This is a genomic window from Candidatus Thiodubiliella endoseptemdiera, from assembly GCF_964212635.1.
Taxonomy (GTDB): Bacteria; Pseudomonadota; Gammaproteobacteria; order PS1; family Pseudothioglobaceae; genus Thiodubiliella; species Thiodubiliella endoseptemdiera.
The window spans coordinates 157,797-181,766 of the sequence record NZ_OZ156463.1 but is presented as its reverse complement, the minus strand read 5'-3'; the positions used below and the strand labels follow the sequence as shown (position 1 = coordinate 181,766).

At 38.0% G+C, this 23,970-nt stretch carries 28 protein-coding genes; 13 read left to right on the top strand and 15 right to left on the bottom strand.

The features are described 5' to 3' along the window. Nucleotides 1-26: 26 nt before the first annotated feature. The 5 genes from AB8525_RS00955 (at nucleotide 27) to nrdA (ending at nucleotide 5,215) form a co-directional block, all read left to right on the top strand. Nucleotides 27-377: a thioredoxin family protein gene (locus tag AB8525_RS00955; protein WP_369178073.1), complete on the top strand. Its 351-nt coding sequence runs from the start codon at nucleotides 27-29 to the stop codon at nucleotides 375-377. Then, nucleotides 378-1,355, top strand: coding sequence for a ferrochelatase (gene hemH / locus AB8525_RS00950; protein WP_369178071.1), 978 nt, complete (start codon nucleotides 378-380; stop codon nucleotides 1,353-1,355). Between the two features lie 128 nt (nucleotides 1,356-1,483). Then, nucleotides 1,484-2,491, top strand: a complete 1,008-nt coding sequence (locus tag AB8525_RS00945) for a 2Fe-2S iron-sulfur cluster-binding protein (protein WP_369178069.1) — start codon at nucleotides 1,484-1,486, stop codon at nucleotides 2,489-2,491. Between the two features lie 222 nt (nucleotides 2,492-2,713). Continuing rightward, a complete protein-coding gene (locus tag AB8525_RS00940) occupies nucleotides 2,714-2,881 on the top strand; it encodes a hypothetical protein (protein WP_369178067.1) in 168 nt (55 codons plus the stop codon). Between the two features lie 51 nt (nucleotides 2,882-2,932). Then, nucleotides 2,933-5,215, top strand: coding sequence for a class 1a ribonucleoside-diphosphate reductase subunit alpha (nrdA, locus tag AB8525_RS00935; RefSeq protein WP_369178066.1), 2,283 nt, complete (start codon nucleotides 2,933-2,935; stop codon nucleotides 5,213-5,215). On the opposite strand, the gene AB8525_RS00930 is transcribed toward nrdA, so the two are convergent. Further along, a complete protein-coding gene (locus tag AB8525_RS00930; protein WP_369151869.1) occupies nucleotides 5,210-5,362 on the bottom strand; it encodes a hypothetical protein in 153 nt (50 codons plus the stop codon). The two genes, nrdA and AB8525_RS00930, sit on opposite strands and share 6 nt — an antisense overlap. Nucleotides 5,363-5,401: 39 nt before the next feature. Between AB8525_RS00930 and nrdB the strand changes: the two genes are divergently transcribed. From nrdB to AB8525_RS00915, 3 genes are read left to right on the top strand one after another with little or no spacing between them, the layout of a single operon-like run. Continuing rightward, entirely contained in the window at nucleotides 5,402-6,538 is a 1,137-nt protein-coding gene (nrdB, locus tag AB8525_RS00925; RefSeq protein WP_369151868.1) for a class Ia ribonucleoside-diphosphate reductase subunit beta, read from the top strand. A 3-nt stretch (nucleotides 6,539-6,541) separates the two neighbouring features. Beyond that, nucleotides 6,542-6,808, top strand: coding sequence for a 2Fe-2S iron-sulfur cluster-binding protein (locus AB8525_RS00920; RefSeq protein WP_369178064.1), 267 nt, complete (start codon nucleotides 6,542-6,544; stop codon nucleotides 6,806-6,808). Nucleotides 6,809-6,827: 19 nt separating this feature from the next. Next, nucleotides 6,828-6,974, top strand: coding sequence for a hypothetical protein (locus tag AB8525_RS00915; RefSeq protein WP_369149988.1), 147 nt, complete (start codon nucleotides 6,828-6,830; stop codon nucleotides 6,972-6,974). On the opposite strand, the gene mnmH is transcribed toward AB8525_RS00915, so the two are convergent. From mnmH to AB8525_RS00895, 4 genes are all read right to left on the bottom strand, one after another. Beyond that, nucleotides 6,971-8,098 carry a tRNA 2-selenouridine(34) synthase MnmH gene (mnmH, locus tag AB8525_RS00910; RefSeq protein ID WP_369178062.1) on the bottom strand — a complete coding sequence of 376 codons (1,128 nt, stop codon included), beginning with the start codon at nucleotides 8,096-8,098 and terminating at the stop codon, nucleotides 6,971-6,973. The genes AB8525_RS00915 and mnmH overlap by 4 nt on opposite strands. After that, nucleotides 8,061-9,095, bottom strand: a complete 1,035-nt coding sequence (gene selD, locus AB8525_RS00905) for a selenide, water dikinase SelD (protein WP_369178060.1) — start codon at nucleotides 9,093-9,095, stop codon at nucleotides 8,061-8,063. The genes mnmH and selD overlap by 38 nt, the downstream gene beginning before the upstream one ends. Then, nucleotides 9,079-9,273 (bottom strand): type II toxin-antitoxin system YoeB family toxin, encoded by a 195-nt coding sequence (locus AB8525_RS00900; protein ID WP_369151860.1) that lies wholly within the window; start codon nucleotides 9,271-9,273, stop codon nucleotides 9,079-9,081. The genes selD and AB8525_RS00900 overlap by 17 nt, the downstream gene beginning before the upstream one ends. A gap of 286 nt (nucleotides 9,274-9,559) precedes the next feature. After that, the gene (locus AB8525_RS00895; protein ID WP_369178058.1) at nucleotides 9,560-10,240 is read right to left on the bottom strand and encodes a dUTP diphosphatase; all 681 of its coding nucleotides are present in this window, start codon (nucleotides 10,238-10,240) and stop codon (nucleotides 9,560-9,562) included. 52 nt (nucleotides 10,241-10,292) lie between these two features. On the opposite strand from AB8525_RS00895, the gene AB8525_RS00890 reads away from it, so the two are divergent. Next, nucleotides 10,293-10,460: a hypothetical protein gene (locus tag AB8525_RS00890; protein ID WP_369151856.1), complete on the top strand. Its 168-nt coding sequence runs from the start codon at nucleotides 10,293-10,295 to the stop codon at nucleotides 10,458-10,460. Here the strand turns inward: AB8525_RS00890 and AB8525_RS00885 are convergent. The 8 genes from AB8525_RS00885 to AB8525_RS00850 form a co-directional block, all read right to left on the bottom strand. After that, nucleotides 10,444-10,758, bottom strand: coding sequence for a rhodanese-like domain-containing protein (locus AB8525_RS00885; protein ID WP_369178057.1), 315 nt, complete (start codon nucleotides 10,756-10,758; stop codon nucleotides 10,444-10,446). The two genes, AB8525_RS00890 and AB8525_RS00885, sit on opposite strands and share 17 nt — an antisense overlap. 3 nt (nucleotides 10,759-10,761) lie before the next feature. Continuing rightward, complete coding sequence (locus AB8525_RS00880) at nucleotides 10,762-12,105, bottom strand: DUF2201 family putative metallopeptidase (RefSeq protein ID WP_369178055.1); 1,344 nt, start codon at nucleotides 12,103-12,105, stop codon at nucleotides 10,762-10,764. Beyond that, nucleotides 12,102-12,800, bottom strand: a complete 699-nt coding sequence (locus AB8525_RS00875; protein ID WP_369178053.1) for a hypothetical protein — start codon at nucleotides 12,798-12,800, stop codon at nucleotides 12,102-12,104. Before AB8525_RS00875 ends, AB8525_RS00880 begins: the two co-directional genes overlap by 4 nt. Beyond that, nucleotides 12,800-13,906 (bottom strand): ATP/GTP-binding protein, encoded by a 1,107-nt coding sequence (locus AB8525_RS00870; RefSeq protein ID WP_369151848.1) that lies wholly within the window; start codon nucleotides 13,904-13,906, stop codon nucleotides 12,800-12,802. Before AB8525_RS00870 ends, AB8525_RS00875 begins: the two co-directional genes overlap by 1 nt. Before the next feature lie 225 nt (nucleotides 13,907-14,131). Beyond that, the gene (locus AB8525_RS00865) at nucleotides 14,132-14,557 is read right to left on the bottom strand and encodes a hemerythrin domain-containing protein (protein WP_369178051.1); all 426 of its coding nucleotides are present in this window, start codon (nucleotides 14,555-14,557) and stop codon (nucleotides 14,132-14,134) included. Nucleotides 14,558-14,660: 103 nt separating this feature from the next. Beyond that, the gene (locus tag AB8525_RS00860; protein ID WP_369178049.1) at nucleotides 14,661-15,770 is read right to left on the bottom strand and encodes an NnrS family protein; all 1,110 of its coding nucleotides are present in this window, start codon (nucleotides 15,768-15,770) and stop codon (nucleotides 14,661-14,663) included. 68 nt (nucleotides 15,771-15,838) lie between these two features. Next, the gene (locus tag AB8525_RS00855; protein WP_369151842.1) at nucleotides 15,839-15,994 is read right to left on the bottom strand and encodes a hypothetical protein; all 156 of its coding nucleotides are present in this window, start codon (nucleotides 15,992-15,994) and stop codon (nucleotides 15,839-15,841) included. 30 nt (nucleotides 15,995-16,024) lie between these two features. After that, nucleotides 16,025-17,065 carry an AAA family ATPase gene (locus AB8525_RS00850; protein ID WP_369178047.1) on the bottom strand — a complete coding sequence of 347 codons (1,041 nt, stop codon included), beginning with the start codon at nucleotides 17,063-17,065 and terminating at the stop codon, nucleotides 16,025-16,027. 63 nt (nucleotides 17,066-17,128) lie between these two features. Between AB8525_RS00850 and AB8525_RS00845 the strand changes: the two genes are divergently transcribed. Genes AB8525_RS00845 through AB8525_RS00830 form a run of 4 tightly spaced genes read left to right on the top strand, consistent with a single transcriptional unit; the run spans nucleotide 17,129 to nucleotide 19,132 of the window. Then, nucleotides 17,129-17,413 carry a YbeD family protein gene (locus AB8525_RS00845; RefSeq protein ID WP_369151840.1) on the top strand — a complete coding sequence of 95 codons (285 nt, stop codon included), beginning with the start codon at nucleotides 17,129-17,131 and terminating at the stop codon, nucleotides 17,411-17,413. Nucleotides 17,414-17,416: 3 nt separating this feature from the next. Next, a complete protein-coding gene (gene lipB, locus AB8525_RS00840) occupies nucleotides 17,417-18,022 on the top strand; it encodes a lipoyl(octanoyl) transferase LipB (RefSeq protein ID WP_369178045.1) in 606 nt (201 codons plus the stop codon). After that, nucleotides 18,006-18,953 carry a lipoyl synthase gene (lipA, locus tag AB8525_RS00835; protein WP_369178043.1) on the top strand — a complete coding sequence of 316 codons (948 nt, stop codon included), beginning with the start codon at nucleotides 18,006-18,008 and terminating at the stop codon, nucleotides 18,951-18,953. The genes lipB and lipA overlap by 17 nt, the downstream gene beginning before the upstream one ends. Nucleotides 18,954-18,982: 29 nt before the next feature. Next, a complete protein-coding gene (locus tag AB8525_RS00830; protein ID WP_369151228.1) occupies nucleotides 18,983-19,132 on the top strand; it encodes a hypothetical protein in 150 nt (49 codons plus the stop codon). 122 nt (nucleotides 19,133-19,254) lie between these two features. On the opposite strand, the gene AB8525_RS00825 is transcribed toward AB8525_RS00830, so the two are convergent. Both AB8525_RS00825 and AB8525_RS00820 read right to left on the bottom strand, forming a co-directional pair. After that, nucleotides 19,255-22,764 (bottom strand): efflux RND transporter permease subunit, encoded by a 3,510-nt coding sequence (locus AB8525_RS00825; RefSeq protein ID WP_369178041.1) that lies wholly within the window; start codon nucleotides 22,762-22,764, stop codon nucleotides 19,255-19,257. A 3-nt stretch (nucleotides 22,765-22,767) separates the two neighbouring features. Next, a complete protein-coding gene (locus AB8525_RS00820) occupies nucleotides 22,768-23,916 on the bottom strand; it encodes an efflux RND transporter periplasmic adaptor subunit (RefSeq protein WP_369151832.1) in 1,149 nt (382 codons plus the stop codon). Nucleotides 23,917-23,970: the final 54 nt, after the last annotated feature.

Here is a 23,970-nt window from a genome sequence, read left to right as displayed (position 1 = left end):
CTCAACCTATTGATTTTTAATTATTTATGACTAATATCACTCCAATTAAAGTTACAATTGACTCTTTTCAAGAATTGGTCATCAAAAAGTCACATAAACAATTGGTGATTTTGGATATTTCTGCAGAATGGTGTGGACCATGCAAGATTTTAGAGTCTGTTTTAAATAGTGTTATAGCAGAGTATAATTACGATGAATTTTTATTGGCAAAACTTGAGGCAGAAGATGAAAATATGAAAATTGCAGGGCAGTATTCGGTGCGTGGATTTCCAACGGTGATTGCCTTTGTCAGGGGCAAAGAAGTTGATCGCTTCCACTCTGCAAAAGAACATGATTTTGTTCATGATTTTATAGACCGTAATTTAGAGGGATTTTAGATGAAAACTGGTATTTTACTGACTAATTTAGGCACACCTGATGCCCCAACAAAGCCTGCTTTAAAACGATATTTAAAGCAGTTTTTATCAGATGAATGCGTTATTCAGCCGCCTAATAAATTAATATGGTGGCTGGCTTTAAATGTGGCTATTTTAAATATTCGTCCAGCAAAATCTGCCCTCAATTATGCCAAGATTTGGAACAGTTTTGGGGAGGGCTCTCCGCTGTTAAATATTACCAATTTACAAGCCAAAGGTATCCAAGAATTCATTGCCAATGATTTTGGTGATTTAGAGCTGGAAGTAGGGATGCGTTACGGTAATCCATCGATTGATTTGGCACTAGAGAAATTAAACTTCAAAGGCTGTGAAAAAATCGTGGTTTTGCCAATGTATCCGCAATATTCAGACACTACAACAGGCTCAACCCGTGATGTAGTCAATATGGTACTTAAAAACTGGGAAAATACACCAAAACTGGTATTTATTGATGATTACCATCAAAACGAAGGCTATATTCAATCTTTGGCCAATTCCGTGATTGAACACCAGCAAAAGCACGGTAAACCCGACAAGTTAATGATATCATTTCATGGCATACCTCAACGCTTTGTCGATAATGGTGATGTTTATTACGATCACTGCATTAACACTACCAAATTACTCGCCGAAGCACTTGATTTAAATGAAAATAAGTATCAACTATGTTTTCAATCTATATTCGGCCGTGAAGAGTGGTTAAAACCGCAGACAAAAGCCAGTTTGGAGTCCTTAGCCCAGTCCGACACCAAACATGTACAAGTCATTTGCCCAGGATTTTCAGTTGACTGCTTAGAAACCATCGAAGAAATTAACGAAGAAAATAGAGGCTATTTTATGCAAGCTGGTGGAAAAGAATTTAGTTACATTCCCGCACTAAACAACCGCCAAGACCATATAAAAGCACTTTCCAACATTATTTTATCCAAAATTAATTAACTTCGCATAATTTATATTATGTTAAATTGTATATTATTAGAACCCAAGAAAACAAAGATTTTTCACTTCCCCTTGTCAATTATAGGTCTAACCTTGTCAATATCTAACCCAACTCAAATCTGACACAAATGAATACTTTATTCAATGTATATTTGCAGAATCATCAGCGGGTTTTTGAGTGTCCTGTAACGGAATCTGTGCTTAAAAGTGGACTTAGACACGGCGTAGCAATGCATTATGATTGTAGTAATGGCTCTTGTGGCACTTGTGAAGCTAGGCTTATTAAAGGTGAGATTAAACAGATAAAACACCATGATTTCGTGTTGACAGATAAACAAATGGCAAAAAATACCTTTTTAATGTGTTGTAATGCGCCTACTACTGATATTGAGGTGGCAGTAGAGTTAATTGGCGATGTTAAATCTATTGCCATTCAAGAAATTGATGTTAAGGTTAAACATATTCGCCTTGTCAATGAAAATATGGCAATTTTAAGCCTGAGGACGCCAAGATCAAAAACATTGAAGTTTATGGCAGGTCAAGATGTTGAGTTGTCTTTTAATGATAAAACACACCGCTACCCTGTTGCCTCCTGCCCTTGTTATGGGATGGATTTGGAATTTCACATTAGAAATGGAGTGCATGATGCTTTTGCAAGTGAAATTTTTAATGGCAGACTTAAAGACAAAGCGGTCGTTAGTTTAGAAGGTCCAAAAGGTATTTTTGTGTTGAAAGAACAGTCAACACGGCGAATGGTATTTATCGCTTGGGATGGCGGATTTGCACCGATTAGAAGCCTAATAGAACATGCTTTTTCATTAGAAATGTCTAATCCTATGCATTTTTACTGGGCATACCCTGCCGATGAGAAAGCACCCTACCTAGATAATCATGCGCGTTCTTGGGAGGCGGTAATGGATGAATATTTTTATACAGCCATTGCCTGCACCTTTAATCGCGCCAACAAAAATGATTGTCACAAAGTAGCTAAACAGATTTTTGACTCCTTAGATATTAAGGTTGTCAATCAGGCAGATGTTTATATTTCAGCACCAGCTGAAGTATTGATTTATTTAGGTGAATTACTACTTGAAAATGGATTGGATGAAACTCAACTTATCGCTTCGCCAATTTAGTTAATTTTCACGATTTTTTATGGGAAACAGATTTTATTAAATTGGAAATTTTTTAAATCTACTCCTAGTTTAAAAAGTTTGTAATTTGATGAAAGATGGCGTTTTGATGATTATTCATATTTATGCAAAGGTCTCTTATAAAAACTTTCTGCTATATCCACCCATTTTTTTTAAAGTATCATATAAAATATTAAATATTAACAACACCCAAAGGACAACCCCATGCCAGGACAAACAAAATACTTCATCAGCAACACCAACGACTTCTTTGTCAACTGGTATTCCGATATCACCGGACTTGAATCTCACGGACAAGCATTCTTCGCTGACATTGACCAAGATGGTGACCTAGACCTTATCATCGGCAATACTGCAGGTGCATTAACCTAAAAGGTCATTAGCGTCTAATTAATTTTTGTAGTGTTTTAACCCAAAAAGCAGATGAATAAAAATATCCAAGTTACCAAGAGAAATGGCAAAAAAGAACCGATAGATATGGAGAAAATTCACCGTGTAATTGAGTGGGCATCTAGGGGTTTGAAGGGAGTCAGTGTTTCCCAAGTTGAAATCAGTGCACAACTGGCTTTTTTTGAAAATATTAAGACCGAAGACATTCATGAAACCATCATTAAATCAGCTGCTGATTTAATCTCTACTGATGCACCTGATTATCAGTATTTAGCGGCCCGTCTAGCTATCTTTCATCTGCGTAAAAAATCATTCCAATCTTTTACCCCACCTTCCTTATTTGCACATGTGACTAAACTCACTGATGCGGGTATTTATGACACAGATATTTTGGAAAAATACAACAAAGCAGAGATTGAAGCGTTAGATGCACACACTGACCACGAACGCGACATGAAGTTTTCTTATGCAGCAGTAAAGCAATTAGAAGGAAAATATCTGGTGCAAAACCGTACCACAGGTGAGATTTTTGAATCGCCACAGCAGTTATATATGTTGGTAGGTATGTGTTTATTCCAAGAATATGAGGCTGACATGCGAATGAACATTGTTAAACGCTTCTATGACGCAGTTTCCACTTTTAAAATCTCTTTGCCGACACCGATTATGTCAGGTGTTCGCACTCCAACGCGTCAATTTTCTTCTTGTGTTTTGATTGAAACAGCCGATGATTTAGACTCTATCAGCGCCACCGCAGGGGCAATTGTTAAATATGTGTCTCAACGAGCAGGTATTGGTGTGAATGCGGGTAGAATTCGTGCGCTAGGCAGTCCTATTCGTGGCGGTGAGGCAGTGCACACAGGTTGCATTCCTTTCTACAAACACTTCCACACAGCGGTTAAATCCTGCTCCCAAGGCGGTGTGCGTGGAGGCGCTGCCACCCTATTCTATCCATTTTGGCATTTAGAAGTAAAAGACCTATTGGTGCTTAAAAACAACGCAGGTACGGATGAAAATCGAGTGCGTCACCTAGACTATGGTGTGCAATTCAATGGTTTGATGTATCAACGATTTGTTGAAGACGGTAACATTACTTTATTCTCACCAGATGAAACAACGGGCTTATACGAAGCATTTTTCGAAGATCAAGACGAATTCAAACGCTTATATGAGCAATACGAACAAAATAATTCTATTCGCAAGAAAACCATCAAGGCGCGTGAGTTGTTCGCCACCTTTATGCAAGAACGCGCCAATACTGGGCGTATTTATGTGCAGAATGTAGATCATTGCAATACTCACGGTGCATTTGACTCCAAAGTTGCCCCTGTGCGTCAATCCAACTTGTGTATGGAAATTACTTTGCCAACCAAACCCTTGTATTCCGTGCAAGATGAAAATGGTGAGATCGCTTTATGCACACTATCAGCAGTTAATTTGGGTGCACTTGACAGTCTGGATGAATTGGAAGAAATTACCGAAATTATTGTTCGCGCCCTAGATTCTCTCTTAGATTATCAAGATTATCCAATTAAGGCAGCGCAATTAGCCAGTATGAACCGTAGAACGCTGGGTATCGGAATAACCAATTTGGCTTATTATTTGGCAAAAAATGGTGCTAAATACTCTGATGGATCGGGTAATGATTTGGTTCATAACACCCTTGAAGCATTGCAATACTACTCACTTAAAGCCTCTAATAAATTGGCTCAAGAAAAAGGTAAATGTCCTTTATTTCACCAAACACAATATGCAAAAGGCATTATGCCAATCGATACTTTCAAGCAAGATATAAATACTTTCTGCCATACTTCTTTGCAATTAGATTGGGAAACTTTGCGTAAAAATATTGTCAAAATAGGACTTAGAAATTCAACACTCACCGCATTAATGCCCTGTGAAAGTTCATCACAAATCTCAAATTCTACCAATGGCATCGAGCCACCACGAGGTTTCATAACCGTTAAACAATCCAAAGACGGATTGTTAAAACAGGTGGTGCCAGAATATGAAAACCTCAAAAATCAATATGAATTATTATGGGATATTAAGGACAACGAAGGTTATTTACAATTGTGTGCGATTATGCAAAAGTTTGTTGATCAAGCGATTTCCGCCAACACACACTATGACCCTTCTAAATTTGAAGGCGGAAAAGTGCCAATGAAATTGTTCTTAATAGATTTATTAAAGGCTTATAAATACGGTGTTAAAACGCTTTATTATCATACGACACGCGACGGTAGTGGTGAGAACGAAAATAAGCCAGAAAAAGAAGATGAAAATGGGTGTGCAGATGGTGTTTGCAAACTATAAATAGAGACCTTTGCATAAATAGGGATGATTAGCAAAATGACAGATTTTATTAAATTGGAAATTTTTTAAATCCACTCCTAGCAGGGCTAAGGGTGTTTTTAAAAAGTTTGTAATTTGATGAAAGATGGCGTTTTGATGATTATTCATATTTATGCAAAGGTCTCAAATAAAAGAGGATAAAAGAAAATGTCATACAGTATTTTTACCAAAGAAGTGAGCGATACACTTACCGAGCCGATGTTTTTTGGCAATAGCGTGAATGTGGCGCGTTTTGATAAGCAAAAATATGAAGTATTTGAAAAACTAACGGAAAAACAGCTTTCCTTCTTTTGGCGACCTGAAGAAATCGATGTAAGCAAGGACAAGATTGACTTTGCCAAGCTATTGCCCAATGAAAAGCACATTTTCATCTCTAATTTACAATACCAAATTTTGTTAGATTCCGTGCAAGGTCGAAGCCCTGTTATTGCTTTTTTACCAATTGTATCACTGCCTGAGGTGGAAAACTGGATTGAAACTTGGTCATTTTCTGAAACCATTCACTCGCGTTCTTATACGCACATCATTCGTGCAATTACAAATGAACCGGGCGTGGTATTTGACGATATTATGAAGACAGACGAAATTATCAAGCGTGCAGAAAGTGTCTCAGAAAAATACGATGAACTGATTAAATGTACACAAGCCTTTTTACTACATGGGGAAAGCACCTTGACCATAGGTGCTGCCACGGTTAATATCAATCTATATTGCTTAAAAAAGAAACTTTATCTAACCTTAATGTCGGTTAATATCCTCGAAGCCGTGCGTTTTTATGTGTCATTTGCATGTTCATTTGCCTTTGCAGAACGAAAAGTGATGGAAGGCAACGCCAAAATCATCAAAATGATTGCTCGTGATGAGGCGTTACACCTATCTGGAACACAACATATGCTGAATTTGATGCGTAGTGGTAAAGACGACCCTGATATGCAAAAAATAGCCGCTGAGTGCGAAGAAGAAGTTATTACCATGTTCAAGGAAGCTTGCAATCAAGAAAAAGAATGGGCAGAATATTTATTCCGTGATGGCTCTATGATTGGCTTAAATGCTGAAATTCTAAAGCAATATTTAGAATATATTACCAACATTCGCATGAAAGCAATCGGGCTTGAACCAATATTTGACGACCGCGCTAATCCATTGCCGTGGATTAATCATTGGCTAGACTCTGATAATGTACAAGTTGCCCCGCAAGAAACTGAAATCACCTCTTATTTAGTGAGTGCCATTGATAGCAATATGGATGTAGATGATACTGATTTCGGCGAATTTAAGCTCTAATTAGTGTTTAAGATAGACATTGACAACATCAGCGGCAAGACTGAATCACTGTATGTATATGGTGAAAAATCAATTTTAACCGAATTGGAAGAACACAATGTGTTGGTAGAGCATTCCTGCCGACAAGGGCATTGCGGTACTTGTATATTGCAACTTTTGGCAGGGGATGTAATGCATGAAGATTGTTTAGTGCCACTGTCTCGCGGGGAAATCCTTGCCTGTCAAGCTAAGCCAACTACCGATATCAAGATTGGATTGCGTAGTTTTTAGTAGAGACCTTTGCATAAATATGAATAATCATCAAAACGCCATCTTTCATCAAATTACAAACTTTTTAAAAACACCCTTAGCCCTGCTAGGAGTGGATTTAAAAAATTTCCAATTTAATAAAATCTGTCATTTTGCTAATCATCCCTATTTATGCAAAGGTCTCTAGTAAATGGATTTGTCATTTAGATAGGACAATACTTCGTCAGAACTACCTTTAAACACTACCCTATCCATCTTTTTCTGAATTTGATAATTATACATTGGGTCGTAATAACCGACTAATAACTCTTCTACCACAGGATGAAAACCCGTGCTATCACCTTGCTCTTTATAAAGTGAGAGCGCATTATTGAGCAAATTTAACATAGATTGATAACGCTCTAAACCCAAGCGTTTTTGGATTTTTTCTAAACTTTTTAGCCAATAATTGGCAAAATTATCAACCCCTTTTTCATTATTTTTGGCAATAAAATCTGCACATAGGTTAATCACATAAGCATCCATACTGATTTTAAGACGCTCTTCAACAGTGGCTTCAAGTAGCACCAATTCAACAGTAGAAGTCTTTGCCTGCACACATTGTGGAATATGCACCCTACCAACATTTGAACCTTCGTCTTCAAAAGCAAGTAGCGTTTGATTTTGTTGTTTAATGAGTTGAATTGCCAATGCATTTTCAAAATTAATCTGTGTCGGTTGTGGCGTGGTGGTATTGCCAAAGGCAGAACCACGGTGGTTTGCCAAGCCTTCTAAGTCAATCTTATTCTTCAACTTATCCAATAGCAGCGTTTTGCCGCAACCCGTCTGCCCGCCAATCACAATCGGGGTAACTTGCCCCATAATACGGTCAGTTTCATCAATTAAAAATCGGCGTAGCGCCTTGTAGCCCCCTTTAATGCGTGGATAATCAATACCTGAAGCTTCAAAAATCCATTGTTGTGTTATTTGGCTACGCAAACCTCCCCGAAAACAATAAAGTGCGCCATTTGGGTATTTTTCAATAAATTCAAGCCATTTTCTAATGCGTTGCGCCTTAATATCGCCTTGCACCAACTCATGCCCCAAGAGTATCGCCTCATCTTGCCCTTTATTTTTATAGCAAGTGCCTACTAACTCTCGCTCTTTATCACTCATCAGCGGTAAACTATAAGTATGTAGAAAAGCCCCCTGCGCAAACTCAGTCGGTGCTCTGGTGTCAAATAAAGGGGTGTCGTTAGCAAATAAACGGCCGAAATCCGTAATTTGAGTGAGTTCAGGCATTGATTTGCACGATTGCTTGATTGTCATCATTTGCCACAATAGCGCCAATAGCAGTCAAATCAAATCCTGCACCTTGCATTACTTGCTGAAACTCGCTTTGTCCGTTGTCTGCCACCATAATCAATAGCCCTCCACTGGTTTGTGGGTCACAAATAATAGATTGCACTTCGCTTTCCATTGCACTAAGATTGTGCCCGTAACTGTCAAAGTTGCGTTGTGCACCCCCTGGCGAACAGCCATCAGCTAAATAATCTTTTATATTTGGCAGAGTTGGCACTTTGTCATAATCAATGGTAGCAGATACCTTAGAACCTAAGCATACTTCGGACAAATGTCCACCGAGTCCAAATCCTGTCACATCGGTAATAGCATTCACACCCTCTATTTTTGCTAATTTTGCACCAATATCATTAAGTTCGCACATTGTGTCAATTGCGCGTTTTTCATCTTCATCTGTGATTTTCTTTTGTTTCTGTGCCGTGGTTAAAATACCAATACCAAGTGCTTTAGTCAGATAAATTTTATCGCCAATTTTTGCCGTAGAGTTCTCTTTTAGATGTTTAACCGCTACCCTACCTGTCACTGCTAAGCCAAAAATCGGTTCAGGCGAATCAATACTATGTCCACCAGCCAATATCATACCCGCTTCCTGACAAACACTACGCCCGCCCTCAATCACCTGTTGCCCTACTTCTGCAGGTAATTTACCCAATGGCCAACCAAAAATTGCAATAGCCATCAACGGCGTACCGCCCATTGCATAAACATCACTAATGGCATTTGTTGCCGCAATACGCCCGAAAGTAAAAGGGTCATCAACAATCGGCATAAAAAAATCAGTAGTGCTAATAATCGCCTCACCATTACCAATATCATACACCGCTGCATCATCACGAGAATGATTGCCCACCAATAAGTTAGGATCCTTCAACTCATCGATTGATGATTTTAAAATAGTATCTAATACTTTCGGAGATATTTTGCATCCACAGCCTTGGCCGTGACTGTATTCAGTGAGCTTTATCATAATAGTATCTACAGGCAATAATAGTTAATTGGTTATTGTTAAATTTATAAATTAAACGATTTTTATCATCAATTCTTCTAGACCAAAGCCTAGATAAGCCACCCCTCAAAGATATTCCGTTAAAAGAATATTGTATTGTGTCTTTTAAGTTGTTTCTTACTTCTCTAAAACTAATCATCTGTATGTAAGATGCTATTTTTTAAAAATTACTACCGATAACTGCAATAACCAATAAAACACCGATACCTACAAATAATGTTACTTCTGCACTCATTTAAATTCTCCGTTATTTATCCAAGGTAATCCAATCAAAATAGGTTTCGCCAATAATAAAGCGTTTGCTTAGTTTCGGCTAACCTGCCACCACAAAGATTGTTATAACATGCGCAATATTTTGTGTAATTATATTTAAAGTTCTACTGTGGGTAACTTTCCTCTAATTTTTGATAGAGTTCTTCAGGTTTTCAAAACAGTTGATACTCATAGGTATCGTAACTTTCCTCTAATTTTTGATAGAGTTCTTCGGGGCTAAACTCAGGATTTTCATCCATAATATTAAATGCAACTACATTGTCTTCAACGCTATTGCCCTTGCTGTCAGACCACATTTTAATATAAGAGCCGTCTTTGTAGCCATGGTCTTGTCTAAAAGTGTTAAGTTGATTTTTAACGATATAGCGGGTATAAAGTTCTGGCACATCCATACCCATTGTTGCTAATGCTTTAAAGAACAAGCCAGTAATTTCATACAATCCATTTTGTGATTTATCCACATTCGCAGTGGCAGCAACGGCAATCAATTTTTCTAAAATCTCAATCATCATTTCTGGATTAATTTCCCTGTCAGCCTGCATACCTTCATAGGCTTCAGCGAATTGAGTATCGCCAAAATGAATAGCTTCAGACATAATAAAATGCCAAATATCCACCAATTCAACCTTGGCATTGTCTAAATCAGGTTGCCCTTCAATATTTTTCCAATGTTTCCAGTTAAAGGAGTCAATCGCCTCAGCTGCTTCCATATAAATACACCGTAGCCAAGAGATTTGTCGCCCCTCTTTGGTTGCACCTTCTGTCCAGATTAGTCCATTGGTGGCATCATTGAGTTTTTGTTGTAACTCAAACATTTGTTTAATTTTATTCATAAAAATATCGTTTAATTTATTGGTCAATCATTATAGAGACCTTTGCATAAATATGAATAATCATCAAAACGCCATCTTTCATCAAATTACAAACTTTTTAAAAACACCCTTAGCCCTGCTAGGAGTGGATTTAAAAAATTTCCAATTTAATAAAATCTGTCATTTTGCTAATCATCCCTATTTATGCAAAGGTCTCATTATAGTTAATAAAGCGTCATAGAATTATCAATCTGCTTTGCCCAAGCATCAATGCCCCCGCGTAAATTAATCACTTTTTCAAAGTCAATAGAGCTAAAGTAGTGTGCAACCTGCATAGAACGAATACCGTGGTGACAAATGACAATAACTTCCTGTGTTTTGTCCAATAAATCAATATTCGCCATAATTTGCCCCATTGGCAATAATTTAGAATTTTCAAAATGGCATTTATCCCATTCCCATTGCTCTCGTACATCTAATAGCAAAGGTTGATTATCTTTTAAATAAATCTCAAGTTCAGTGGCGGTAAAGTCTTTCATAGTTTAATTGAGCTGAATACGAATACCCCACGGAGTGCGTTCTTTGCCTTTGACTAGCCACATAACTGGGTAGTTTGGTTCTGTTTCAGGGAATATGCCTTTGGCATCGGTGAAGTAGATAAGCACATCACAGGTGTTGTCTTGCGCGTTAATGTGGTCAAAAACAGGGTTAAAGTTGGTGCCTTTTCCGCCACCCAATGATGCTGGGAATTGTAGTTCATTCCATGCTTCAAAACGCCAAGGGCAATGGTCTGACAGTTTATCATCACAGGCAAGGAGAGTGATACTGACACGCAAATTGGCTTTGATAGCATCAACTTCCGAGACAAATTCATTGATTTCCTCTTGTGAGATTGAGCCAGAAGTGTCAATGGCAATAGTGATGTCAATTTGATGTGATTTAAGTGAGGGCAAGATAGCATCGCCTGAGCGGCGTGAAGGGCGAGTATAGGAAAAATCATCTCGTGCAAAAGTGGACATATACTGGGCTAATAGCGACTGCCACGATACTTGTGGCTGTAAGAAAAAGTCAATTAATTTTGCAAATTCACCATCTAATTTGCCTGCCTGTTGTGCCAATTGTGCACTAGAGGCTAGATTTTTTTGCCATTGTGTTGCCAGCTTTTCTACTTCGTCAGGTTGTAACTTTGGTGGCTGTTGTGCTAATTGTGAAGCACCCCTGCCCTGCTGATTGTCAGATTTAGATTCTGAATTATTTTGTTGTTGTTCTTTTTGCAAATCTTCTTCACGCATTCCACCATCAGATTGTTTAGAATCCTCATTCGCTTGGTCGTCATATAAATGCTGATCCATCGGCTCCTGATTAAGATTATCATCAATCATCGGATAGATTTCTTCAGCAATCATACCTTCGTATTGTTGAAAAATTGGCACCTCTAATGGCGGATGAAAGCCCTCCTTAATTAACAAGGGATTGATGGCAAAATCACAAGCCAAATCCCATTTATGCTTGGTGCGATTGCCTCGTCGAGCAAAATGAGTCAGCGCACAATGTAGCGCCTCGTGAATAAGAACGAATTTTATTTGATGATTATTGAGTGAATTAATAAATTCAGGGTTATAGTAAAAACTTTTGGCATCCGTGGCACTGGTCTTACACCAAGAATACGCAGCTACCAACGGTAAACGCAATACCAAATTACCCAAAAATGGACTGTCAAGTATCAGTTGCGTGCGTGCTTTGGTAAGTTTAGCTTTAATCAGATCCAGTTCAGTGCCAAAGTCATTTTCTTGCTTTGGTTGAATAACATCTCCACCAATCACTCTAACCTTTTCCTTAGGTTTTACCGATGTGTCTTGCCAAAAATGATAATCTGATTTACTCATAAAGCGATATTGTTTACACCTTTGTAGTCTAAATAGAATAAAGGCAAAGCGCTTAATACAATAACCTCTCCATTTGGGGTAATGTGTTGATTGAGTTGTTGGGTAAAAATATCGAATTGTTCAATTAAATTACTAGGAATTTGGTGCCTTCCATTGACTAGATAATTGGCTTTTTTAAGGTGTTTACATACCAATTCTTTAAATTCACCTATAGGCAGTTCCGCCAACTCTCCAACGCTTCTGCTCGTGCTTTTATACAAGCCTCCAGTTTGAATTTTTGTGATAGTATTTTTAAAATTAGCAGACTTATCGCCTAAGGCTTCCAGCATTGGATAACTCAAAAAAAGCTTTCCCTCTTCTGTTTCATTATCAAATACCTTTAACATTTTTTGTATTTTCTTATCGTCTGCTCCTGACACATGTCCATCATAATCAAAAAATAGATATATTCTAGCAATGTCATCTCTATCGTAATCTGTTGAATTTTTTAATGCAGTGCATTCTTCCTTTAATAACTCAAAAGTGTCTAAATTAATACTCTCTTCTAACTTCTTATGCAATGCATAAATATGCGTGCAAAATGCAATTTCTATTCGATTAACATTAATAGATAAAGCCTCAAGAAAAATATGTAAATATTGACGCTCTTGTTTCTCTCCTTCAAACACAAACAAAGTAATCGAATTGTCTGCCATTATTCAAATGCGTGGGCTTTATAAAGCTTTTGCAAATTATGGGCTGCGCGTAATTCTTGATCAGTTAGTTTATTTATGGGGGTAATTTGGTTGTTGGCTAAAATAAAATAACAATCAGGGCGTAACAAATCATTGCTCATAATGTCGGTATTATGTGTAGTAAAAATAACCTGAACATCAATTTCTTTTAGTTTTTTAACAACAAACTTAGATAAGTTATGATGGTAGAACGCATCAAACTCATCAATAAATACAAAAGAAGTTTTATTGACTTGAATGCGTTGATACCAAAAATAAAATAAAGATAGAGCCAATGTGCCAGATGAGGCTATTGAGGAAAAATCAACCTCTTCATCGCCAATCATAAAAACTAACCGCTCTCCAAAAAGATCGTTAGCAGTCTTTAATTGACAAGCAATACCCGCCTCATTTAAAAATTCTTGAAAATCCTGCACATTGTTTTTTTTGATAATATCTTGAAATATATTATATTCTCCATTTTTTAGCCCTATAAAAGAACGCTCTTCCACGGAACGAAAAAACAACATTTTATTAACAAACCCATGAAATTCTTTAAAGATTTGCGTTTCTTCGCTATCAATTAATACAGTATTTTCTTGTACATAACGAATAATGGACAACTTATCACTATCAATAATATCCTTATTTAAATTTTCTGTACCTTGTAGAGAAAAATTAACATCCTTGACTCCAATACGCCTTACCGATAAAACTTCTTTATCGTCAATGTGTAGAGATTCATCTAATAAAGTATTGTGATCCATTTTTGAATAACGATAAATTACCTTGTTTTGCCCAAATTTAAAACAATATTCAAATTCTGCATAAGGCGTTTTATTGAGTTTGTTTAAATAATGATTATAATGTATATCGCTATTATTCCAGCGAGTAAGATGTTGAACGATATCCAGTATTGCAAAGCCAAGATTAGATTTTCCAGAGGCGTTAGCACCATAGACAATCGCAGTTTTAACAATACCGTCTTTAATAGATTGCGGGTTAAATTGATAATCACTGGCGGCAAAATCAAGTGTTAATTTTTCGTTAAAATTTTTAAAGTTGGTAACGCTAAATTTTTCTAACATAGTTATTTTTTGCAAAAGATAACTATTCTACCCTAAAACAAAGTGCCGTTAAAAAAATACGGGCAATCTTAATCAAATAGAGTATCAGCAATTTTGCTCGCCCAGTCGGTAATCACGGGAAAAATTGAGAATATTGCTCCAAACTTGTTGAGTATTTTTTCTTTTAACGCTAATCGCTCTACCAATTAGTGTTGAAAAAAATCAAAAGATGTGGTTATACCTTGATTATTGGTGCAAACTGGATTTGGCAATAATTTTCTTTTCATCGCCTGATAACAAATCAACCTGAGGGAATAACATTCTATCTTCTAATCGAGTGTGTGATTTTAATAAACTACCAAAGGTTAATAGTTGCTCTGTGTGGCTATCTAAATGTTCTGCTAATTGATATAGTTGTTGATGTTCATCAGTCAATTGTTTACACAAGACTGAAAGCTTGATTGATTTATCCTTTAAAAAAGCAAAAATTGTTAATTCTTCCGTTTCAAAATGTGCAGAAAAATCATTTCTAAATGTTTTTGAAATTTTCTGACATAAATCTTTAATTGCTTTAGTATCACCTGATTTCGCTGTATTAACACACTTATTCCCCAATGATAGAGAAAAATGATGCTCTCTGGCGAGTGTTAAAAGTTCATTGGCTATTTTCATTATGGGACTGTTGAATGTTGAAAGTGCGATTTAGGGAATACAGAAAATAATGCATTTTTTTTATGTGTTTCATAGATTGTGATTTCAATATTCAACAGCCCCATTATCCAAATTTCCCATCAATTCTAGCTTTAAAAAACATAGGTGCATAAATCCACAAAAACCAAGTGAAAGCACTAATCCAAAAAACCTGTGCAACTAAAATCCATTCACTGTAATACGCCATACTCAACATTGGAAAAATAATTCTAAATATAAAGGATAGAAGTAATAATATGAAAATTATATTGAGTTGTTTAGGTGGGTTAAAAACATTATTACCTGTATGTCCCAAGCTGACTCTACTCATCATACTAATCGTAATCAAGCCAATGCCAAAGGCAAAACTGTGAACATCTAAATGAGGTGGCAGGATAATAAAATAAGATAACACTTTAAAGCCAAAGCCCAATATTAGCAACCCATAAGCCAAGTAAAGCCCCCACAATAAAGGCTTTGTCCAAATTTTTGGATGATACCAATATATTAGTCTAATACTGTGAATAACAATTAAAAGTGTCGCAATAACAGTGCTGATAGGGGTATTGAAAAACACTTCAACGGGAATATAAACCACCATCAATATCAAACTTAAAACATCTAAAAATTTAGAATTTTTTAGTTCATAATCAAGCCCCAGTCCTCGCTCAATAAAAAAAGGTATCAAGCGCCTTATCATCATAAGAATCAGACTTAAAATTAAGTAAAACCCTAAATACAGCCCCCAAGTGACGCCCTGCTCAACAAAGCCCAATAAGCCAAGATAAAACAAACTATGTGCTATTACCATAAACAACAATTTAGCAATGACCCCGATGTGTTTCCATTGTTTGGTTTTAATAATCGGGTAAGCAATAGCAATCAAGGAAAATAACAAAAAACTAATATCAATAATTGCTTGAAAAAGCAAATATTTATCGGCAACAAAAGGCAAAAATCTAGCCGAAGCCCAGAGGGCAAAAAGTGCCAATAAAGGCTTTCCAATAAGTGTTTGAATCCCTGTCCAGTTTTGCACAGCAGTTAATAAAAATCCAACAATAACTGCCATTGCATAAGCAAAAATCATTTCATGGGCATGCCAAATAACAGTATCAATCTGGCTGGTCAACAAAGTAGTATGAAAAAACACCCCCCACAACACCATTGAAATAACGGCAACTAAACCTGCTGCCATAAAAAAAACTCTAAAACCTGAGCGTAAAAATGGCGTTGTTGGGTAGGTATTATTTTGGTTGAAGTTAATCATTTTGTATAGAGACCTTTGCATAAATAGGGATGATTAGCAAAATGACAGATTTTATTAAATTGGAAATTTTTTAAATCCACTCCTAGCAGGGCTAAGGGTGTTTTTAAAAAGTTTGTAATTTGATGAAAGATGGCGTTTTGATGATTATTCATATTTATGCAAAGGTCTCGTATAGTATAGTCTCAATCAAATATAATATCAGCAATCTTTGTTGCCCAGTCTGCAAACTCAGGAATGATAAAAATTTCTTCACCAATAGCGCGTTGCATATCAGACACCAACATCACACCGAGCTCTTTTTGTGGAAAATCTTTGGCAAAATTAAGGATATTACCCCAAACTTTCTGTGCATTACCTGCCCCTTTAACACTGATTGCCCTACCTACTAAAGCAGAACAAATCGCATATTGTAAATCAATCGCATCAGGAATAGGCACAGATTCGCCCTTTACAATCGCATCAAGGTTGGGTAAATCTTCTAAGTGTTCAATAAAAGTGGTAACTTCAACCCCTGCCACTTCACCTACACAGGCAGTTGCTGCTGCTCTGAATAGATTTAAATTGTCTTCAAATTTTTGTAAGGCACGGTGAGTAAATTCCCAAGTTCTTGGTGATGGAAAAGCAATTGGATTATGTGCAGAATCAAACTCAAATAAATGCTCAGGACGATAACGCAAGAAACCAATAATACGCTCATCAATGTTGTTTTTATACGCCCAAGCCACCCAATCATCAAGATTAACCTCCAAATCATAATGCGAAAAACGGTTGGCAAGTGGTGCAGGCATTGAATAAGTTACACCCCTGTCGCCTTGGCGGTTTCCCGCAGCAAAAATCACCCAACCGTCAGGTACAGTGTAATCCCCTAAACGCCTGTCCAAAATCAATTGATAAGCTGCTGCAGATACCGTCGGCGGTGCAGAGGTAATCTCATCTAAAAATAAAATCCCTTTCTCGCCATGTCGCTCTGCATTAGGTAATAATGATGGGATTGCCCAATCTACTTGCTCGCCATTTTTAAAAGGAATACCACGCAAATCGCTCGGCTCCATCTGTGATAGGCGAATATCAATCATTCCAACTTTATGCTCAGTCGCAACCTGTGCAATGATTTGTGACTTACCAATCCCTGGCGCACCCCACAGCATTACAGGTGTATGATGACCTTTGGTAACAGATTCAAATTCTTGATTTAAGATAATACTGACTTGTTCTGGACGCATTTGGACTTGAAAATAGTAAAATTGTCCCTATTTTATAGCAATAGATACTAAAATTGCTCAATTATGATTAAGCCAAATGCAAAACCAACTCCTGAAGAAATTTTTAATTTCCCCTGCGACTACCCTATCAAAATAATGGGTAAAGACCGCAAAGACTTACATACTGAAATGTGTTGTATTATTGAACGCCATGCAGGGGAAATTCACCCGAGTCAAATTACCAGCAGAAAAAGCTCAAAAGGCAGTTACATCTCTTACACCGTAAGAATTACTGCTACTAGCGTGGTGCAACTCAATTCCATCAATAAAGAACTGCAAGACCACCCTTTAATCGCCTACATTTTGTAAAAAATGAAAACCATTCACCTTGGATTGCAAGACTATACCCAGACTTGGGAAGCAATGAAAGTCTTTACTGCCGAGCGTCAAAGTGACACCGAAGACGAATTGTGGATTGTTGAACACCCTGCTGTTTTCACCCAAGGTATCTCAGGAAAATCTAAGAACCGATTACAAAATAGCGATATTCCTATGGTACAGAGCGACCGTGGCGGACAAATTACTTATCACGCACCTGGGCAATTAGTGGTTTATTGTCTGATTGACTTGCGTCGTTTAGGTATTGGTGTTAAAAAAATGGTGTCATTGATAGAATCATCCATTATGGACTTATTCACCACTTACGGGGTTGAATCGCATTTAAAAGAAGGTGCGCACGGCGTCTATGTCAAAGACGCCAAAATTGCTGCATTAGGGCTTAAAGTAAAAAATGGCGCTACTTACCATGGATTGAGTTTGAATGTCAATATGGACCTGTCCCCCTTTTCACAGATAAACCCTTGTGGATATCAAGGTTTAGCCGTCACACAACTCGCCGATTTAACGGATAATGTACAACTTAAAACCATCGGTAGCGAACTCACGCAACTATTAACCCGCCATGTCACAAGAAATTAAAATCAAAGCCCTAAAAGGCGAATCAAAAACTGCACGATTAAGGATTAAGCCTGACGCAACGCGCGTGCCAATCAAAAAACCTGATTGGATTCGCATTAAACTCGCCAGTGGCTCAAAAGTCAGCAAACTCAAAAAAACTCTGCGTTCGCAAAAGCTATTCACCGTCTGCGAAGAAGCACAATGCCCCAACCTTGCTGAATGCTTTAACCACGGTACTGCCACCTTTATGATTATGGGGCAAATCTGCACCCGTCGTTGTCCATTCTGCGATGTCGCACATGGAAAACCTAAGCCACTTGATGCAGACGAACCAAAACATCTTGCAGAAACCATCGAAAAAATGGCGCTCAAATATGTGGTAATCACTTCGGTAGATAGAGACGATTTGCGAGATGGTGGTGCAAACCACTTCAAACAATGCATTGACGCAATCAGACAAACCACCCCCGCCGTCAAAATTGAAATCCTAACCCCTGACTTCCGTGGCAGAATAGACAAAGCCCTTGAAGTCCTACAAACTTGCCCACCCGATATCTTTAACCACAATCTTGAAACCGTGCCAAGCCTATATCCAAAAGTGCGTCCAGGCGCAAGTTACGAGTATTCTTTAAAATTGCTACAATCATTCAAGCAACAACACCCCGAAGTCATCACTAAATCAGGTTTAATGCTTGGCGTCGGCGAAAGCAAGCAACAAGTGCTCAATGTCCTATCCGACTTACGAGCCCATAATGTCGATATGCTCACCCTCGGCCAATATCTACAGCCAAGTAAACACCACCTCGCCGTCGAAGCCTACATCACCCCCAAACAATTCCAAGAATACAAAACTCTTGCCACAACAATGGGATTTTCACAAGTCGCCAGCGGTCCAATGGTGCGTTCATCCTATCATGCTGATTTGCAAGCAGCCGGGAAAACTATTGGGTGAATTTTACTTTTAGAGACCTTTGCATAAATATGAATAATCATCAAAACGCCATCTTTCATCAAATTACAAACTTTTTAAAAACACCCTTAGCCCTGCTAGGAGTGGATTTAAAAAATTTCCAATTTAATAAAATCTGTCATTTTGCTAATCATCCCTATTTATGCAAAGGTCTCTTTTAGATGAGTGGTAAAAAACCCGATACCTACTAGTTTAGGTATCGGGTTTTTCTAATACCTAACAAATAGAAAATACTAATCCCTTATCCTCCTGACTTCTGCTCTTATGTTTGTCAGACAGTCACTCAAATATCGTCCTTGTGTTCTTTTTTCAGGAAACCATTAGTGTCAATCTTTTTGGACTTGGACTCAGGTTTTGTATCTGTGTCTTTCTTAGTGGCATTATCTTTATTTATTAGATTTTGCACCCACTCTTTGGCATTGACTTTGCTTTCTTCTTTGTTGCTATTAGTGGCAGCCTTCTTCCTAATGTTGTATTTTGCGTCAGAGTCGGAATCACCTGGTAGTAAGCCCATATTAACAGCAATAGCACGGCAAGAGGCTTCGCCTGCGGATAGTGTGCCGAGTGGGATGACGATTAGAGTTAAGACGGTTGAGACTAAGACGCCAAACAGTAGTGAAATTGCCATACCCTGGAAGATTGGATCGGATAAAATAACGCTTGATCCACCAACTAAAGCGAAAGCGGTAATCATAATTGGACGGGTTCTTGCAGCACAAGAATCAATTACAGCATCAAAGAATGACTTACCTTTGGCATATTCTTGCACGGTAAAATCTACCAATAAAATGGAATTACGCACAATAATACCTGCTAAGGCAATCCAGCCAATCATTGAAGTAGCAGTGAATTCTGAACCCATCAACCAATGCCCTGGCACAATACCGAGCAAGGTTAAGGGAATAGGTGCCATAATCACGGCTGGGATAATGAAATTGCCGAATTGCCAAACGACTAACATATAAATAACCACGAGTGCTATGGCAAATGCGATACCCATATCACGGAAAGTTTCATAAGTAACTGTCCATTCACCACCCCACTCAAAACTTGGCTTAGTTTGGTCTTCTGGCGGGCCTAGATACTCACCTTGTAGCACTTTGCCATCAACTGTCTGATAATCTAACAATAAATCGTCAACACCAAACATTGCGTAAATTGGCGCACTGAGACGGCCAATTGGCTCACCCAAAACATATTCAATATCGGCTAAATCTTTGTGGAATATTAAATCGTCTTGTTTTTTGTAAACAAAAACACCCAATTCAGAAATTGGAATCATACCACCGTATTGTGATGGCACAGGTAATTGCGTTAGGTAAGACAGTTGTGAGCGTCTTGCTAATGGTACTTGCAGGCAAACACGAGAAGGCTCTAATGCATTTTTGAGACGGATAGTGGTAACATTAAAATTACTCATTGCCATTGCCAAAGTTTCTTTAATGGTGCGGACACTAACTCCGAAACGAGAGGCTTTGGCAGTATCCACTTGGAAATTAATCACTGGATACTCATCACGCATTAAGTTATCGATGTCGGTCATCGTGCCTGATTCTTTGAACATCTTAGTTAAATCATTGGCTAACTTACGACGCGTTTCTTTATCGGGTCCATACACTTCCGCAACTACAGGGCGTAATACTGGTGGACCTGGTGGCATTTCAACTACAGCATAATTTGCCCCTGCATCTAACGCTACTTGGCGGATTAACTGTCGTGCTTCAAGTGCCACTTCGTGACTAGAACGATTGCGTTCGTGCTTTTCTGCTAATTGAATTTGCAATTCACCCTCTGACGAGTTTTGACGCAAATAAGAGTGTCGTACTAAGCCATTAAAGTCAAATGGCTTGGCAGTGCCTGAATAAGATTGAATAGAAACCACTTCTGGCATCTTACGCAAGATCTGCGCCATTTTGTGCAAGGTAGAAGCCGTTTCTGACAATGCTGTGCCATCAGGCATATCTAATGACACGCCAAACTCTGATTTATTGTCTAATGGCAACATTTTCACTGGCACTGCCGTGGTGTAAAACATTGACATTGATAGAAAGAATGCGACTACTAAACCAATTAAAAAGCCCATACCGTAATTTCTGATATTGAATAACTTGGCAATGGTTGAGTGGAAAAAAGCGTGTAATATTTTGCCTTCTTTCTCTTCTTTTTCGTGCATTTTGTGCAGTACATTAATCGGTGGCACGAACTGCATAATAAAATAAGGTGTAAATACAAATGCAGCAAACAATGAGAACATCATTGCCACCGAGCCTAAGACGGGAATTGGCGCCATATAAGGCCCCATCATACCACTTACCGCTGCCATCGGAACTAAAGCGGCAACTACGGTAAAGGTCGCAAGAATAGTCGGATTACCGACTTCACGCACCGCATCAATCGCAGTAGCAATAGTAATTTTATCGTCAATCAGCCACCGGCGATAAATATTTTCAGTAACCACAATAGCATCATCTACCAGAATACCGATAGAAAAAATCAACGCAAACAAACTTACCCTATCAATAGTCATACCCAGCATCCAAGCTGAGAAAATAGTCATTAGCAACACCACTGGGATGACTAGTGTTACTACAATTGCAGGACGGATGCCAAGTGTAAACCAAACCAATAAAGTTACAGCACCAGTTGCAATAAAAAGTTTTTTGATTAATGCGTTAACCTTGTCCTTAGCTGATTTTCCGTAATTTCTGCTAACACTAACTTCAACATTATCTGGAATAAGGCGCCCTTTTAATTCTTCAACTTTGGCTAAAATATCGCTGGCAACTTTAACACCGTTAGTGCCGAATTTTTTAGCAATGGCAATCGTTACTGCCTGCTCACCTATTGCTTTTACTGCGTCTTTATTAGCGACACCACTATAATGATTAACCATATGGTGTGCCTCTTCTGGTGCATAATATACATCTGCCACATCACGGACATACACAGGCTTACCGTCTTTTACGGCAATCACCAAGTTCTCAATATCCTCTACTTTTTTAAAGAAATCCCCTGAATAAACTTCCATTTTCAAACCATTCAGTTCAATATTGCCCGTATTGGCACTGACATTGGCACTGCCAATAGTGTTGGAAATCTGCTGAACAGAAATACCATACCCTGCAAGACGGCCCGGATATATATCAACATGGAAAATCTCTTTTCGTCCGCCAACAACAAAGCCTGCATTAGTGTCTTGGACTTTTTCAAGTTGTTGTAACAACTCTAAACCGAGAGCGCGTAATTGTCCATCATCAACGGTTTTTGACCATAAAGTTAGGTTGATAATAGAAACATCGTCAATTTCCTTGGGTTTAACTAGAGGTTGCTTTAGCCCAGGTGGCATAAATTCAAGATTTGCCAACATTTTGTCACGCACCTTAAGCACAGAAGCTGTCATTTCTTGCCCAACATCAAATTCAATGGTGATGACACCCTTGCCTTTGTCACTGACAGAATAAACATGCTTAACGCCTAAGATATTAGACATCATTCGTTCTAACGGTTTAACCACGATATTAGCCACTTCTTCCGAAGAGGCACCTGGGTATTCAACAAATACATCAATTAGTGGCACAGAAATCTGTGGGTCCTCCTGTCGTGGAGTGGAAATCAATCCGATAATACCTGCACCAAACATAGCAAAGAACAAGATGATAGAGAGTGGTGAAGTGATGAAAGCCTTAGTTAGTTTGCCCGCAATACCTAATTCGTAGTCTTTTACATCATCAAGAATTACATCTACATTGATATTTTTATCTTTCGAGAGATCGATATGTTCGTGGTTTGACATAAATTAAATATCCATCCCTGAAATCATTAAGATATTTGGGTTGGTAACAATCCTTTCACCAATCTTTATACCTGATAAAACGCTTTTTTTGCCTTTGCCTGCTTGCTCACCAAGACGCACAAATCTAAGTTCAGTTTTGTTAGTTTGTGGATTGACAATAAACACACTTGGCAGACTTGAACGCCACATAATCGCTGTTTCTGGAATGATCGGTGTTAAAACACCTGAGTCTGTTTCAAAAATCTCTACCTCTGCATAAGCTCCTGCTAAAACAGGTGTGTTTTCAGGCAAATCAAACTTTACCTTGACACTATGCTTGTTGTTGTCTGCCATTGGATAGATTTGCACCAATTTTGCATTAACAACAGCATTGGCAATATCTAACTTGATACGGTATTTTTTATTAAGCTTTAAACTGGTTACTAAGCGAGAAGGTACATTTAATTCAACTTGCAGGTCTTTGATATTAGCAAACTTCATTAACACTTGCCCCGGTTGAACAACATCGCCTTGATTAACATTCTTAACCACAATAACACCATCAAAAGGGGCGGTGATATTTGCATCTTTAAGGCGTTCGTTCATTTGTTTAAGTTTAAGTTGTGCTTGTGTTAACTTGTGTTTTGCTTGTTGATAAGTAGTGTAGCGAGAAGTGCGTCGTGCATACTTGTCAAAATCAGGGTTGCCCTGTCCACTCATTCTCACCATCGGATCTGTGAATACTGAAAACATACTACCTGCACCCCCAAACATACCACTTGAATTTGGTGAAATAATAGACTGTGAATACTGCACACCTGCGTTTTTAAGGGCCTCATTAGCAGATTCTATTTCTGCATAAACTGCGTCTCTTTGTGCCTGAATAGACTCTTGCTCAAGAGTGACAAGGGTCGCACCTTGGTGGAACATATCTCCTTCTTGACCTTTAACACTAAGAACATCGCCCGAAACTTGTGCTGATAAACTCACCTTCGCTGAAGAAATTACCTTGCCGCCCAAAAGTGCTCTTTTATCAAGCGACAAACCTTGGACTTGCTGAAAAGTGTAAGCAGTTTTATAATTTTGTTGACCTTGGTTAAATAGTGCTGCGCTTGAAAACAACGATAGTAGTGGTAAAGCTAATATTGTAGCAATTTTTATTGTTAAATTCATATTAAACCTTGTAAAAAAAATTAATTAGGAACTTCATCCGTAACCTTGAAATTT